Consider the following 14,604-nt stretch of genomic DNA (forward strand, 5'->3'; position numbering starts at 1 on the left):
GAGCAGGGCGGCACGGTGAGCGCGCGGGACCGCCCCGGGCGGTACGAGCTCGTGCTCGAGCAGGGGGACGGGGTGCTGGGGGACGAGGAGCGCGGGCCCGACGACGGGTGGCCGCCCGAGGCGCCGCTCGAGGTCGACGTGGTCGCCCGCCGCACGCGCGACGAGGAGTTCACCGCGTTCATGCGCGAGGCCCGCGACCCCCTGCACCGCATGGCGTACCTCCTCTGCGGGGACCGGCACCGCGCGGAGGAGCTCACGCAGCACGCCCTGGAGCGCACCTACCGCGCCTGGCCCCGCGCGGCGCAGCGCGACCCGCTCGCCTACGCGCGCCGCGTCCTCGCGAACCTGCGGATCGACACGTGGCGGCGCACCCGGCGCGAGGTGCTCGCCGGGCCGGACGAGCTCTCGTCCGCCGAAAGAGCAGCCCGTCCGGTGGGGCGCGACGGCGGGGCGGGCACCGCCGCGGTCGACGACCGGGACGCCGTCGTGCGCGCGCTCCTCGCGCTCCCCGTCCGGCAGCGGCGCGTCGTCGTGCTGCGCCACCTGCTCGACCTCAGCGAGAACGAGGTCGCGGCCGAGCTCGGCATGCCCGTCGGCACCGTGAAGTCGACGGCGTCGCGCGGTCTCGCCCGGCTCCGCACCCTCCTCGGCGCCCCCGCCGACGGCGCCCCCACGACCAGCGGAAGGACAGCCCGATGAGCCGCGAGACCGGTTCGACGCCCACCCCGCCCGACGACGACTTCCTCCTGCGGCTGCGACGCTCGGCCGACGACGCCGTCCCGCCCTCCACGCTCGACCTCGACGTGGTCCTGCGGTCGAGCCGGCGCGGTGCGCAGCGCCGCCGGTCCCTCGCGGGGGTCGCGGGCGTCGTCGCGCTGGGGCTCGTCGGGACGGGCGTCGTCACGGCGGGCGGCCCCGGCGGCGTGCGCGAGCTCGCGCGCGAGGTCGTCACCGGCTCCCCGGGGTACGAGGTGCTCGTCGACGAGCCGACCACGGTCGACGTCGCGCCCGGCGTCGTCGCCGTCGCCGAGCCCGCCACGTACCTGCGCGACGACGGCACGTACGTCCTCGACCTCGGCCTCGGCGCGTGGCGCGACGGCGAGCGGTTCCTCGTCGAGTACGACCCGGCGCCGTCGGCCGGCGAGGATGCGCGGGGTCTGCGGGTCCTCGCGGGAGACGACGACGACCTCGCCGCCCTGCGCCGGGGCGACGACGCCGGGACCCTCGTGCACGACGGCTTCCAGCACCTGATGCTGCTCCAGCGTGCCGGCGGGGAGGACGGGCTCGTGCTGAGCGTGCAGTCGTCCAGCACCTCGGCCGGGTCGGACCCGTCGTGGGAGCGCGACCGCCATCAGACGTGGGTGGCCGTGGCCGGGGAGCCGCCGGGCGCCACCGGCCCGACGTTCCGGCTCCCCGACGCCTGGGCGGGCGGGGTGTTCCTCAACGCCGCGCTCTTCGGGCCGGAGGCGGGGCGGGTGACGGACGTCCGCGGCGTCCTGTCCTCCACGACGTACTCGGACGGGACCTCGAACTCCCTCGACACCTGCGGCTCGCCGCTGACCGACTCGCGCCAGGACCGAGCCTGCCGGTTCTCGTACGACCCGTCGACACGCGAGGTGGTGCCGGTCGAGGCGCCGCCCTCCGTGCTCGACCGGTCGGTCCTCGACCGCCTCCTCCCGGTCATCGCCGAGCCCAGGGACGAGCAGGAGACCGGGCTCCGGACGTGCCTCGCCGCGCGGGGGGCCGAGCCGGACGTGCTGCCGAGCCGCTGGGGCCTCGACCCGAGCGGTGTGGACGGGGACGCCTGGCGCCAGTGCCAGATCGACGTGTCTCTGGTCTCGTCGGCGCGTTTCGCGGAGTGGGCCGAAGCGATCGCGGCCGGACCGTGACCGCCACCCCGGCGCGGGGGCTCGGCTCCAGGTTCCGCCGCGGGCGGCACGGGCCCGTCAGGTGCCCCCGCGGGCCCGGAGGTCCGTGACCGCGTGCTCGGCGCCCTGCGCGTCGAGGTAGGTGCCGCCGCGGACCTCGGGGACGAGCGCGCCGTCGGGCCCGGCCGTGAAGCGGTGGACGAGCGGGTGCCCGGTGGGGACGTCGAGCTCCTGGACCTCCTCGGGCGTGAGGTCGTCGACGAGCACGGACAGGGCGCGCAGCGAGTTGCCGTGCCCGACGACGAGCGCCGCCTCCCCGTGCAGGAGCCGCGCGCGGGTGGCGGCCCAGAAGGGGCGCAGGCGCTCGACGACGTCCGCGAGGGACTCGGCGTCCGGCCGCAGGGTGGCGCGCGCGGCGTCGGGCAGGCGCAGGAGCGTGTCGTCGACGAGGGCGCGCGCCGGGTCGTCGTCGGCGAGCGGCGGCGGCCGGTGCAGGTACGACCGGCGGTAGCGCCAGTAGGCGGCCTCGCCGTAGTCGCGGCGGACGACGTCGCGCAGCTTGTCGGTGAACGCGCCGTAGTGCCGCTCGACGAGCCGCCACTCGACCGCGAGCGGCGGCGGCCCGGGCAGGGCCTCGGCCACGACGGCGGCCGTCGCGGACGCGCGCACGAGCGGCGAGGTCACGACGCGCCGCGGGGCGAGCGCGGGCTCGCGCGCGACGGCGTCCGCGAGGAGCCGCGCCGCGCGGCGCGCCTCGGCGACCCCGACGTCGGAGAGCGGCACGTCGAGCAGCCCGGTGAAGCGGTCGCCCGCGTTGAACGTGCTCTGCCCGTGCCGCACGAGCACGAGCGCCCCGGGCGACGGGTCCACGCGTCAGACCTCCAGCAGCCCGCGCTGGTGCGCGAGCGAGACGGCCTCGGCGCGCCCCGACGCCCCGAGCTTGGCGAGGACGTTCGACACGTGCACGCTCACGGTCTTCCCGGAGATGAACAGGCGCTCGCCGATCTGCCGGTTGGTCAGGCCCTGCGCGACGAGCAGCAGGACCTCCTCCTCGCGCTCGGTGAGGACGGCGGTCGTGGACCGGCGGACGCCGGGCAGCTCGAGGCGCCCCCGACGCCCGAGCGCGCGGACCGCCTCGGCGAGCGGCGCGGCGCCCATGGCCTCGGCCTCCTCGAGCGCCTGCGCCGCCTCGATCTCGGCGGCGTTGCGGTCGCCCGCCCCGAGCAGGGCCTGGGCCCAGCGGAACCGCGACCGCGCGACCTCGTACCGGTAGCCGTAGTCGAAGAGACGCGTCGTCTCCTCCCACAGCGCGGGGTCGTCCGTCCCGGTGAGGCGCGAGTGCTCGGCCGCCGCGCGCGCGAGCCACGCGCGGCCCTCCGGCCCGAGCCGCCCCCCGCGGGGGCGGCCGCGCTCGGCGGTCGTGCGGGCGGCGTCGAGCAGCTCGGCCCCGCGGGCGACGAGCTCCCGGACGGTGGCGGCCCCGGCCGCGCCCTGGAGGCGGGCGGCGTCCGCGGCGTCGGCGAGGGCGGCGAGCGCGAGGGCGGAGATCCAGATGCGGCCCAGGAAGTAGTCGCTCCACGTGCGCCCCAGGTGGTCGACGAGCTCGACGGCGAGCGCCACCGCCTCGTCGCGGCGCCCGGCCCACGTGAGGGCGTCGATCGAGCACCCGCCCGAGATGAGCGCGATCTGCCCGTCCCGGAACCAGTCGCGGCGCAGCGCGGTGCCCCGCGCGATCGCGTCCGCGTCACCGCGCGCGACGGCGGCGTAGAGCTGGACGCACGAGAGCTGCGGCGCTGAGCCCTCGGGCATGGTCTCGCCCGCGGTGTCCGTGGGGGTGAGGTCGCCGAGCACGTACCGGACGAGGTCGCGGAACAGGCGCAGCTCGACGCCGTACGCGCTCCACCCGAGGCCGGTCGCCCGCGCGCGGTCGAGGCCGTCCTCCGTGACTTGCAGGGCCTCGTCGATGCGGCCCGCGTAGTAGCGGTTCGCGGCGATGTTGTACCAGCAGCGCAGCTCCGTGAGGATGTCGCCCGCCTCGACCGCGCGCTCGCGGGCCTGGGCGAGCAGCACGGCGGCGCGGTCGTCGTCGGCGACCTCGAGGATCGCCATCGTGGTCAGCACGTCGGCCTCCACGTCGGGTGCGTCGAGGCGGTGCGCGACGTCGATCGCCTCGGCCGCGACCTCGGCGGCGAGCTCGTCGAGGTCGGCGTTCATCGCGGCGCGCGCCCGCATGGCCAGCGTCCACGCGCGGTCGAGCGACGGCGGCTCGACGGGCAGGACGGCGAGCGCCGCCTCGGTGTGCGCGAGGGTCTCCTCGACCTCCTCCGTGCCGAGCAGGTACCGGGACAGCACGTGCCGCAGCGACGCCTGCCGCATCGGGTCGTCGGCGGTGCCCTCGACGACGCGCCGCGCCAGCGCCACCGCGCGGTCCGGCTCGCCCGCGCGGCTCGCGGCCCCGGCGGCGGCGAGCGCGACGGTGACGCGGTCCTCGCCGAGGAGGGTCGCGGCGTCGGGCACGGCCTGCCACAGCGCGAGCACCTGCTCGAGGTGCCGGAGCTCCTCCGCGGGCGCGAGCACGCGCGCCGCCTTGCGCGCCGCGGCGCGCGACGCGGTGAGCGCGGCCGGGAGGTCGTGCGCGGCGAGCGCGTGGTGGGCCCGCAGGGCGGGGGAGCCGAGCGCCGGGTCGTCGTCGAGCGCCGCGAGGTACGCGCGGTGCACGCCGACGCGCTCGCCCGGGAGCAGGTCGGACGCGACCGCCTCGGCGAGCAGCGCGTGCCGGAACACGACCGTGTCGCGCGCGCCGTCGCCCTCGACCGCGAGCACGTGGTGCGCGATGGCCTCGCGAAGCGCGGCGTCGAACGGGCGCCCGGACGACCGGTCGGCGGGCTCGCCCGCGTCGGTGTCCCGCGCCAGCGCGGCCCGCAGGAGCGGCTCGCTCACCTGGCGTCCCGAGACCGACGCGACGCGCACGAGGTGCTGGACGGCCGGGTCGAGCCCCTCCAAACGGGCGCGCAGCACGTCCGCGAGCGACCACGGCAGCTCGTCGCCCAGGCCCGACTCGACGAGCTCCTCCGCGAAGTAGGCGTTCCCCTCGGAGCGCGTGCGCACGGACTCGAACGCGGCGGGCGGCAGCGGGCTGCCGGCGAGCGCCGTCGTGAACTCCCGCAGCTCGCGCTCGGTAAAGGGCGAGAGCTGCACGTGCTCGACGCGCGGGTGGCGCAGCAGCTCCGCGAGCACCGGGCGCAGGGGGTGGCGGCGGTGCAGGTCGTCCGCGCGGTAGCTCGCGACGACGAGGACGTGCTCCGCGCGCAGGCGTGCGACGACGAAGCGCAGGACGTCGCGGCTCGACGGGTCCGCCCAGTGCAGGTCCTCGACGACGAGCACGAGCGGCGCCTCGGGCGTCCCGGACGCCGCGATCGCGGCGGCGACGCTCTCGAAGAGCTGGAGGCGCTCGCCCTGGCTCTGCTCGTCGTCGGCCGGGGTGCCGGCGTCGAGCAGGCGTGCGAGCGCGGGTCGGGCCGCGACCGTCTCGTCGACGGCGGGGTGCTGGGCGCGCAGGGTCGTGAGCGCCTCGGAGAAGGGGAGGTAGGGGAGGCCGACCTCGCCGAGGTCGACGCAGTGGCTCCACACCACCGTCGCGCCCGTCCCGGCCGCGAGCTCCGCCGCGCGCGTGAGCAGGCGCGTCTTGCCCACCCCCGCGTCCGCACCGACGAGCACGACGCCCGGCTCGCCGCGGCGCGCGCGCTCGACCGCCGCGGCGAGCACGTCGAGCTCGGCCGCGCGGGCCACGAAGGGCGCGCGCGTGGAGGGTCGGGGCACGGTCCCCATCCTCGCAGCGGGCACCGACACGTGACCAGCCGATCGGCCGCCCCCGGCCGGACGGGACCCCTCGCCGGACACGACGACGCCGCCGGCGAGAGGTGCCTCGTCGGCGGCGTCGGGCGGCGCGGTCACCGCGCCGGGTGGTCGTGGCGACGACGACGGCCGCGCCACCAGTGCAGCAGCGCGGGCTCGTCGTGCCGCAGGTCCGCCCGCAGGCGCTCGGCGCGGTACTCGAGGTCCGCGTCGAACGTCGGATCGATGTGCGTGCTCATGGTCGTCCCCGTCTCCCAGGCTCCCTGCCTGTCCGAGACTCACAGTCGTCCTGAGCACCGGGCCGTCGCATCGGTCGACCGCGCACCGTTCGTCGGGGGGTGCCTTAGGCCGAGCGTCGCCCGTGGCCTGAGGCGTCTGAGGTGGGCTCCCGCGTCTAAGGCATCGGCGCGTCCGTCCGTGTCCGGTCCTGGGGCGGTCGCGGTGCTCCCCGCCCTGAGATGCGGGTGCCGGGGTCGCGCGCACGCTGGGAGACCAGCCGAGCACCGAGGAGCCACCATGCGAGCGATGACGTACCGCGGGCCGTACAAGGTCCGGGTCGAGGAGAAGCCGGAGCCGGTGATCGAGCACCCGAACGACGCCGTCGTCCGGGTCACGCGGGCGGCGATCTGCGGTTCCGACCTGCACCTCTACCACGGGATGATGCCCGACACCCGGGTCGGCCACACGTTCGGCCACGAGATCGTCGGGGTCGTCGAGGAGGTCGGGCCGTCGGTGCGGAACCTCAGCGTGGGGGACCGCGTGATGGTGCCGTTCAACATCTACTGCGGCTCGTGCTTCTTCTGCGCGCGGGGCCTCTACTCGAACTGCCACAACGTCAACCCCAACGCGACGGCGGTGGGCGGCATCTACGGGTACTCGCACACGACCGGCGGGTACGACGGCGGTCAGGCGCAGTACGTCCGCGTCCCCTTCGCGGACGTCGGGCCGTCGGTGATCCCGGACTGGCTCCACCCCGAGGACGCGCTCCTGTGCACGGACGCGCTCGCGACCGGGTACTTCGGCGCGCAGCTCGCCGAGATCGCCGAGGGGGACGTCGTCGTCGTCCTGGGTGCCGGCCCGGTCGGGCTCTTCGCGGCCCGCACGGCGTGGCTGCTCGGCGCGGCGCGCGTCATCGTCGTCGACCACCTGGACTACCGGCTCGCCAAGGCCCGCGAGTTCGCGCTCGCGGAGACGGTCAACTTCACTGAGGTCGACGACGTCGTCCTGCACCTCAAGAAGGAGACGGACTGGCTCGGCGCCGACCGCGTGATCGACGCCGTCGGGGCCGAGGCTGACGGCAACCTGCTCCAGCACGTCACGAGCGCGAAGCTCAAGCTGCAGGCCGGGTCGCCGGTCGCGCTCAACTGGGCGATCGACGCCGTGCGCAAGGGCGGCACCGTCTCCGTCATGGGCGCCTACGGCCCGCTGTTCACGTCGGTGAAGTTCGGCGACGCGATGAACAAGGGGCTCACGCTCCGCATGAACCAGGCCCCCGTGAAGCGGCAGTGGCCCCGGCTCCTGGAGCACGTCCGCGCGGGCTACCTCACGCCGCGCGACGTCATCACCCACCACGTGCCGCTCGAGCACATCGCCGAGGGCTACCACATCTTCTCCGCCAAGCTCGACGGGTGCATCAAGCCCGTCGTCGTCGTGGACGAGGATTGAGGAGGAGCACCATGACGCACGCCGCACCGCTCGACCCGACCACCGCGACCCGGCCCCCGGCCACCGAGACGCCGTACGTCGCCGGCCCCGCACGGCGACCCGTGGACGCCGACGCGCTCCGCGCCCGCGTCCCCGGCTGGGGCGTCGACCTCGACCCGAAGGACCGGCCGTCGTACCCGCGCGAGGTCTACGACCCCGCGGCCACGGGTGCCCACTGGGACGTCCCGGAGCAGCAGCCCGAGCTCCGGCCGCGCGAGCGGTCGGTCGAGCACGCGCACCTGACCCCCGTGTTCGGCACGTCGGCACCGCTGCACGGGGCGTCCGGTGCGGTCCGGCGGTACGCGTACCGCCGGTTCAGCGAGGGCCGGGCGGCCCACTGGCTGCTGCTCCTCGCGGGCGACCGCGTCGACGCCGTCGAGAGCCACCTGCGGTCGTTCGCCTCCCTGCACCCGGACGACCCGGTGACCGAGACCGGCGTCGTCGGCGAGCTCCACGGGCACGGGATCCGGTCGCGGCGCGGGCGGGTCGACACGCGGCACCAGGTCCTCGACCCGGTCCTCGTGGCGGGGCCGTGGGTCGCGGCGGCCGGGGTCGGGGTGTGGGCCCTCCGGGCGCTCGCGCGCCGTGCCCGGCACTGAGACCGGCACCGAGACCGGCACCGAGACCGGCGGCGCGGGACGCGGCGACGCGACCCGCGGTCAGTCCGTCTCCAGCTCCGTCGCGAGGACCGGTCGTCCGCCGAGCGGCTGGACCGGGCGCGCGTTGCCCCGGGGGAACTCGGGCCCGTCGAAGAGCTCCTCCAACCCGCTCACCTGTCCCGACGAGAGCGAGCGGACGTCCTGCGCCACGAACCACGTGACGGTCTCGGAGCAGGGCGGCGTCGTGAGCGACCCCGCGTAGGAGTAGACGTCCAGGTCGTCCGGGACGACGCGGTCGAGGGCGAGCCTGACCCGGCGCGCGTCGTCCTCCGGGGAGCCCGGCAGGTCGGACAGGACCGGGCGCAGCGCCGCGTCCGCCGCACGTTCGCGGTAGAGCAGGCCCACGACCGCCAAGCCGCCGTCCGGCGCGGCATGGACCAGGTGCAGCTCCACGGGCTGCGCCACCCCGGAGAGCCGGTGCTCGCTCGGCGTGTGGAAGTGGAGCTGACGCAGCTCGTAGGCGGTGCCGCCCACGTCGAGCGTGCCCGCGCCGGCCGGCACGTCGACCTGCACGGTGTGCCCGGTGTGCCGCACCGTCACCTCGCTTGACCGCGCGTAGTCCAGCGTGACGTCCTCGACGGGAGTGCCGTCGGCGTCGACGGCGGACCCCCGACGGATGTCGACCGGTGACTGGGCGGCGCCCTCGCAGGCCGGGTAGTGGTCGCCCCAGGTCTCCGGTCCTCGCTCGGCGTAGTCCCAGCCGCTCGAGGCGGACGCCGGGACCAGGAAGCCCGTCGCCACGACGGCGACGCCCACGGCGGTCGCCCGTACTCCGGTCCTGCGCACGGCACGAGTCATCCTCGACGCCTCCCCCTTGTCGTTCCGACGCGGCCGGGCGGTCGCTCGGTCGCCTCCAGGACGCTAGGAGCGTCCCGAGACGCTGGACAACACCCCTACGTGGTCTCCGTACACGGCCGCGCGCGCCGGTACGGGACGACCCGTACCGATCGTGGTGTGTCCTGCGTCACTCCTCCCGTTGCCAACGGCGGGACCCCGGCGCAGACTGGACGAAGGACCGGACCCGCTGTGGGGGTGACCTCGTGACCGACACCTACGACATGCTGCCGATGCTGGGCCGTGGCAAGCACCGCAACCCGAAGAAGGGCGCGTGCTTCATGGAGCTCGCGTCGTATCTCGCGGGAGAGCGCTGGAGCGACCATCCACGATGCACGCACCCGCTGCTCGCGATGCTCGCGCGCGCCGTGAACGACCTCACGGTCGACCCGGAGCGCCCGAGGCTCGCGCCGCTCATCCCGTCCGTCATCGGGCTGACGAGCGACGACCCGCACTGGGACGTGCGCATCGCGCTGCGCGCCGCCGTGACGGCGCTGCCGATCGCCCCGGCGGACCGGCAGCAGACGCTCGCGGTGGCGATCATCGGTGCCGAGAAGATGCTCGACGTCCTCGACGACCGCCCCGCGGGCACGCTGAGCGCCGAGTCGGCCGACGCGCTCGCGAGCTGCCCGCGCACCGCGCGGTGGGCGCAGCGGTTCTGCGAGGGCGCGCGACTGCGGCCCACGCGGTTCGTGCGCGACGCCGCACCGAGCATCATCTCCGCGGCGGTGCAGGGCATCGCCGAGGCGTGCGTGAGCGACCCGGACGAGCGCCTGCGCGCGCTGCTCTCCGCGACGATCGACGACTGCCGTGCCTGGGCTGCGGCAGAACCCGCGCCTGCTCTCGACCCCGAGGCGTGGGCGCCGGTCGTCCGGGCCGCCGGGGCGGGGGCGCGGTGACGACGGACCGCGCGCCGAACGTCAACGGCGAAGGTCTCGACGACCCTGCGCTCGCGGCCGCCCTCGCCACCGCCGTGCGCGTCGAGGTGCCCCCGAGCGGCACCGGGTGCGCCGAGTGCGACGAGGCCGGCGGCTGGTGGGTGCACCTGCGCCGGTGCGCGACGTGCGGGCACGTGGGCTGCTGCGACACGTCGCCCGCGCAGCACGCGACCGCGCACTACGACGAGACCGGCCACCGGCTCATGCGCTCGTTCGAGCCGGGTGAAGAGTGGTACTGGGACTTCGAGACCGAGCAGGTGCTCGAGGGCCCGCACCTCGCCGCGCCGCTGTCCCGGCCGCCCGAGCAGGGGTCACCGGGCCCCGCCGACCGCGTGCCGCCCGACTGGACGTCGCTCATCCACCGCTGACGGGGCGCTGCCGGCGCAGCCCGGACAGGCCCGCGGAGCGGCCGGTGCTCAGGGCGCGGTGCTCCACAGGAACAGGTCGGTCGCTCCGGCGAGCGCGAGAGCGTCTCGGGCGTAGTCGCTGCAGCCCAGGATCGTCGGCGGGGCGGGTGCGCCGGCGGCGATCAGGAGGAGGCCGATGCCGGCGGAGTCCAGGAACGTGACTCGCGAGGCGTCGATGTGCAGTGGCCCACCGGCCGTCCCCAGGCGGTGCTTGGCGGCCTGGACGACCGCGTAGTCGACCTCGCCCCAGAGCTCCCACGTGTCGGCCGTCGCGTGCAGGCCCCCGTGCAGCGGGTCGGTGGGATGTGCGGCCGGGGTGCTCTCGTGAGCCATGCGGGTGCCTGTTTCTGTGGAGGCCGGCCGACGCGGGAACTCTGTCGGCTTCCAACCTCCCACACGTGCGGCGTCAGCGGGCTGCCGACCCTCACGCCCGAGACGGTCGCATACCACCTCGACCCGTCGCGCACGCGCCGACGGGGCGGCGTGACGCCTGCCCCCGCGACCCCGATCCGGGGTTCCGTGGTGTGACCTGTTGTCTTTTTCTGGTGGAAGTTGTTTGATTCTGGGGAGACGTTGTGCGGTGCGCCGAGGACGGCGACCACCGGAGCATCGGTGCCCGGTTCGCCGCCGCGTCGTGCAGTCCCTGGATTCACTCGACGAGGAGGAAGCACGGATGCAGTCCATGACAGCGGTAGCACCCCCACGGGGCAGACCGGCGAGGATCCTGGCGGCGGCACTGGCCGCCGCGCTCACGGTGCCCCTGGCCGTGGCGACGGCGGCGGGGGCGACCGCGACGCCGTCGGCCCCGACCGACGAGGCCACGCAGGACGTCGCGGCCCAGGACCTCGCCCTCGACAACGGGCTCAAGGGCGAGTACTTCCTGTCCGGCGGACCGGGCTGGCCGCTCACCGACCTCCGGGCCACGATCCCCGACCAGCGGATCGAGTTCCCCAACCTGGTCCCGACGTTCGCCGAGCTCACCGGCCGCGGCGAGCGCACGTCCGCGCGCTGGACGGGCCAGATCACGCCTGACTACAGCGAGGCGTACACGTTCTCCGCGATCGGCGACAACGGGTTCCGGCTGTGGATCGACGACACGCTCGTCATCGACCACTGGGTCGACGACTGGGACGTCGAGCAGACGTCCGCGCCGGTGCAGCTCCAGGCGGGCCAGGAGTACGCGTTCCGCATGGAGATGTTCCAGAACACCGGCGGGTCGCACCTCCGGTTGCGGTGGCAGAGCCCCTCGCAGCAACGTGAGATCGTGCCGACCGACGCCTTCACGTACCCCGACGACTTCGTCGTCTTCCCCGCGCAGGCCGCGCTCGAGAGCGACGGCACGAGCCTCAACGTGGCGTTCGAGGGTGCCGCGGGCGGTGTCGACGAGAGCCTCGTCGACCACCTCAAGGTCCAGGTCGACCAGCTCGCGTGGCCCGTCGCGCAGGTCGTGGCGCAGGGCGACGTCCTCGGCATCACGCTGGCCGAGCCCGTCGACCGCGCGTCGACCGCGCGCCTCGTCTACGACGGCGAGGGCGACCTGACGGTCGGCGGCGAGAAGGTCGGTCCGCTCAACCTGCCGGTCACCAACGGTTCCGAGTTCCGGATCCAGACCCCGTGGGCCGACGACTTCGACCCGACGAACCCGCTGCCGGAGTACCCGCGTCCCCAGCTCACGCGCGACGCGTGGCAGAACCTCAACGGCGTGTGGCAGTTCGAGGCGGCGGAGTCCGACGACGCCGTGCCGAGCGGCCGTGACCTGGACGAGGAGATCGTCGTCCCGTACGCGGTCGAGTCCGCGCTCTCGGGCATCGAGCGGCGCGAGGACGACATGTTCTACCGCCGCACGTTCGAGGTGCCGCAGGACTGGGCGGTCGGGAGCGGCAACCGCCTGCGCCTGAACTTCGGTGCGGTCGACTACGTCGCGACGGCCTACGTGAACGGCCAGGAGGTCGGCACGCACCGCGGCGGTTACGACGCGTTCTCGTTCGACGTCACCGACGCGCTCGTCGCGGGCGCGGAGCAGGAGCTCGTCGTGCGCGTCGTCGACACGACGGACGGCAGCAACCAGGCCGTCGGCAAGCAGACGCTCAACCCGGGCGGCATCTTCTACACCCCGACGTCGGGCATCTGGCAGACGGTGTGGATGGAGCCCGTCCCGGTGGCGGCGATCGACGCCGTCGTCACGACGCCCGACGTCGAGGCCGGCGTCCTCGCGGTGACCGCGCAGTCGGCCTCCGCGTCCGACGCCGCCCAGGTCACCGCCGTCGTGCGGGACGCGGACGGCACCGAGGTCGGGACCGCGACCGGCGCCGCGAACGAGCTGCTCGCGGTCGAGATCCCGGACGCGCACCTGTGGTCGCCCGACGACCCGTACCTCTACGACGTCGACGTCACGCTCACCGACGGGGACTCGACCGACACCGTGGCGTCGTACGCGGGCATGCGCTCGATCGAGGTCTCCGAGGTGGACGGCGTCCAGCGCATCCTGCTGAACGGCGAGAGGACCTTCCTCATGTCGACGCTCGACCAGGGCTACTGGCCGGACGGCATCTACACGCCCGCGTCCGACGAGGCGTACGTGTTCGACCTCCAGGCGCACAAGGACCTGGGCTTCAACACGGTGCGCAAGCACATCAAGGTCGAGCCGGCCCGCTGGTACCACCACGCCGACACGCTGGGCCTCATGGTCTGGCAGGACATCCCGAGCGGGTGGTTCGACAACGGCGACACGGACCCGGCGTCGCGCGTCTTCTGGGAGCAGGAGATGAAGACGATCATCGACCAGCACCGCTCGGTGCCGTCGATCGTCGGCTGGGTGACGTTCAACGAGGGCTGGGGCGAGTGGAACCTCGCCGACACGGCGCGGATCGGCAACGTGATCGACGAGTACGACCCGAGCCGCATCCTCAACACGCACTCCGGCTACAACTGCTGCGCGTCCAAGGGTGACTCCAAGACGGGCGACATCATCGACTGGCACCAGTACACCGGCCCGGCCCTGCCGAAGCCGGACGCCACGCGCGCCGCGATCGACGGCGAGCACGGCGGCTTCTCGATGAGCGTCCCGGGCCACATGTGGCCGGGCGTGTCCGCCAACCCGTACGGGGGCGTCGCAAACAGCGAGGCGCTGACCGACGCGTACGTGCAGAACACCGAGAAGCTCGTGCGGCCGGCGCAGTGCTACCTGTCCGGCTCGGTGTACACGGAGATCTCCGACGTCGAGAACGAGCTGAACGGCTTCTGGACGTACGACCGCCGCGTGCTCAAGATGGACGCCGCGCGCGTCAAGGACGTCAACGAGCGGGTCGTCGCGGCGGCGGTGCAGGGCTCCGCGCCCGTCGACCCGGGCACCCCGGGGCTGACCGGCACGGGCCGCTGGTCGTTCGACGAGGGCCAGGGCACGACGGCGGCCGACGGCGTCGGCGACCACGCGGCGTCGGGCACGGGCACGTGGGTCGCCGGTCACGGCGACAGCGGGTCCGCGATCAAGCTCGACGGCACGAACCAGTCGTTCACGACCGAGGGGCCCGTCGTCGACACGACCGGTTCCTACACGGTGTCCGCATGGGTCCAGCTCGACAAGACGCCCGGCGGTGCGTGGTCGACGATCGTCGGCCAGGACTCGGTCACGGGCTCGAGCGCGTTCTACCTCCAGTACGGCGGGGGCGGCCGGTGGGCCTTCTCGTACGACGGCGAGCCGCGCGCGGAGTACGTCGTGCAGCCCGTGCTGGGCGACTGGTACCACGTCGTGGGCGTCCGCGACGCGGCCGACCAGAAGCTCAAGCTCTACGTCAACGGCGAGCTCGTCGGCCAGTCCGACGTGTGCGGCGGCACCGCGCCGTCCGGTCCGCTGACGATCGGGCGCGGGCAGTGGAGCGGCAACCCGGTCGACTACTGGCCGGGCACGATCGACGACGTGCGCGTCTTCGACCGCGCGCTGTCCGACGCCGAGGTCGCCCAGGTCTACGCCGGTGACGACGGCGAGGAGCCGACGCTCGACGTGACCGTCACGGCCGAGACCCGCTGCCTCGCGGGCAAGGCCTACGTGGCCGTGCGCGCGACGAACGGCGAGGACGTCCCCGTGGACGTCAGGCTCGCCACGCCGTTCGGGACCAAGGCGGTCACCGCCGTGGCCCCGGGGGCGAACGCGTACCAGTCGTTCGCGGTGCGCGCCCCGTCCGCGGAGGCGGGCGAGGCGACCGTCACCGCCACGGCGACGGTCGACGGCGAGCAGGTCAGCACGGAGGTCGTCGCGCCGTACGGCGCGACCACCTGCGGCTGACGGCCGACCGGCGCCGCAGCGCGGCACCGGCCCGGGGTCGTCCCCCGCCCGTCACGG

12 protein-coding genes are annotated in these 14,604 nt (G+C 74.8%); 7 read left to right on the forward strand and 5 right to left on the reverse strand.

Translation table 11 applies throughout. The features are described 5' to 3' along the window. The first annotated feature begins 15 nt into the window (after window positions 1–15). Together MT994_RS10695 and MT994_RS10700 are read left to right on the forward strand one after the other, a co-directional pair. Window positions 16–699, forward strand: coding sequence for a SigE family RNA polymerase sigma factor (locus MT994_RS10695; protein ID WP_354806220.1), 684 nt, complete (start codon window positions 16–18; stop codon window positions 697–699). Beyond that, complete coding sequence (locus tag MT994_RS10700) at window positions 696–1,889, forward strand: hypothetical protein (protein ID WP_354806222.1); 1,194 nt, start codon at window positions 696–698, stop codon at window positions 1,887–1,889. Before MT994_RS10695 ends, MT994_RS10700 begins: the two co-directional genes overlap by 4 nt. A gap of 57 nt (window positions 1,890–1,946) precedes the next feature. Here the strand turns inward: MT994_RS10700 and MT994_RS10705 are convergent, their stop codons facing one another. The 3 genes from MT994_RS10705 to MT994_RS10715 form a co-directional block, all read right to left on the reverse strand. Further along, on the reverse strand, window positions 1,947–2,738 hold the full coding sequence (locus MT994_RS10705; RefSeq protein ID WP_354806224.1) for a 2,3-bisphosphoglycerate-dependent phosphoglycerate mutase: 792 nt from the start codon (window positions 2,736–2,738) through the stop codon (window positions 1,947–1,949). A gap of 3 nt (window positions 2,739–2,741) precedes the next feature. Then, window positions 2,742–5,687: an AAA family ATPase gene (locus MT994_RS10710; RefSeq protein WP_354806225.1), complete on the reverse strand. Its 2,946-nt coding sequence runs from the start codon at window positions 5,685–5,687 to the stop codon at window positions 2,742–2,744. A 131-nt stretch (window positions 5,688–5,818) separates the two neighbouring features. After that, window positions 5,819–5,962, reverse strand: a complete 144-nt coding sequence (locus MT994_RS10715; protein WP_158097151.1) for a hypothetical protein — start codon at window positions 5,960–5,962, stop codon at window positions 5,819–5,821. Between the two features lie 277 nt (window positions 5,963–6,239). Between MT994_RS10715 and MT994_RS10720 the strand changes: the two genes are divergently transcribed. Next, the gene (locus MT994_RS10720) at window positions 6,240–7,388 is read left to right on the forward strand and encodes a zinc-dependent alcohol dehydrogenase (protein WP_194216205.1); all 1,149 of its coding nucleotides are present in this window, start codon (window positions 6,240–6,242) and stop codon (window positions 7,386–7,388) included. 11 nt (window positions 7,389–7,399) lie between these two features. Next, window positions 7,400–8,026 carry a hypothetical protein gene (locus MT994_RS10725; RefSeq protein WP_354806227.1) on the forward strand — a complete coding sequence of 209 codons (627 nt, stop codon included), beginning with the start codon at window positions 7,400–7,402 and terminating at the stop codon, window positions 8,024–8,026. A 60-nt stretch (window positions 8,027–8,086) separates the two neighbouring features. Here MT994_RS10725 and MT994_RS10730 read toward each other — a convergent pair whose 3' ends face one another. Next, entirely contained in the window at window positions 8,087–8,872 is a 786-nt protein-coding gene (locus MT994_RS10730) for a carbonic anhydrase family protein (RefSeq protein WP_354806229.1), read from the reverse strand. A gap of 254 nt (window positions 8,873–9,126) precedes the next feature. On the opposite strand from MT994_RS10730, the gene MT994_RS10735 reads away from it, so the two are divergent. Continuing rightward, window positions 9,127–9,819, forward strand: coding sequence for a hypothetical protein (locus MT994_RS10735; RefSeq protein ID WP_021480893.1), 693 nt, complete (start codon window positions 9,127–9,129; stop codon window positions 9,817–9,819). A gap of 74 nt (window positions 9,820–9,893) precedes the next feature. Continuing rightward, window positions 9,894–10,226 carry a UBP-type zinc finger domain-containing protein gene (locus MT994_RS10740; protein WP_354806431.1) on the forward strand — a complete coding sequence of 111 codons (333 nt, stop codon included), beginning with the start codon at window positions 9,894–9,896 and terminating at the stop codon, window positions 10,224–10,226. A 48-nt stretch (window positions 10,227–10,274) separates the two neighbouring features. Here MT994_RS10740 and MT994_RS10745 read toward each other — a convergent pair whose 3' ends face one another. Next, window positions 10,275–10,598 (reverse strand): STAS domain-containing protein, encoded by a 324-nt coding sequence (locus MT994_RS10745; RefSeq protein ID WP_354806231.1) that lies wholly within the window; start codon window positions 10,596–10,598, stop codon window positions 10,275–10,277. A gap of 340 nt (window positions 10,599–10,938) precedes the next feature. Between MT994_RS10745 and MT994_RS10750 the strand changes: the two genes are divergently transcribed. Then, a complete protein-coding gene (locus MT994_RS10750; RefSeq protein ID WP_354806232.1) occupies window positions 10,939–14,547 on the forward strand; it encodes a LamG-like jellyroll fold domain-containing protein in 3,609 nt (1,202 codons plus the stop codon). Window positions 14,548–14,604: the final 57 nt, after the last annotated feature.

Source organism: Cellulosimicrobium sp. MI9406 (assembly GCF_040595865.1).
Lineage (GTDB): Bacteria > Actinomycetota > Actinomycetes > Actinomycetales > Cellulomonadaceae > Cellulosimicrobium > Cellulosimicrobium funkei.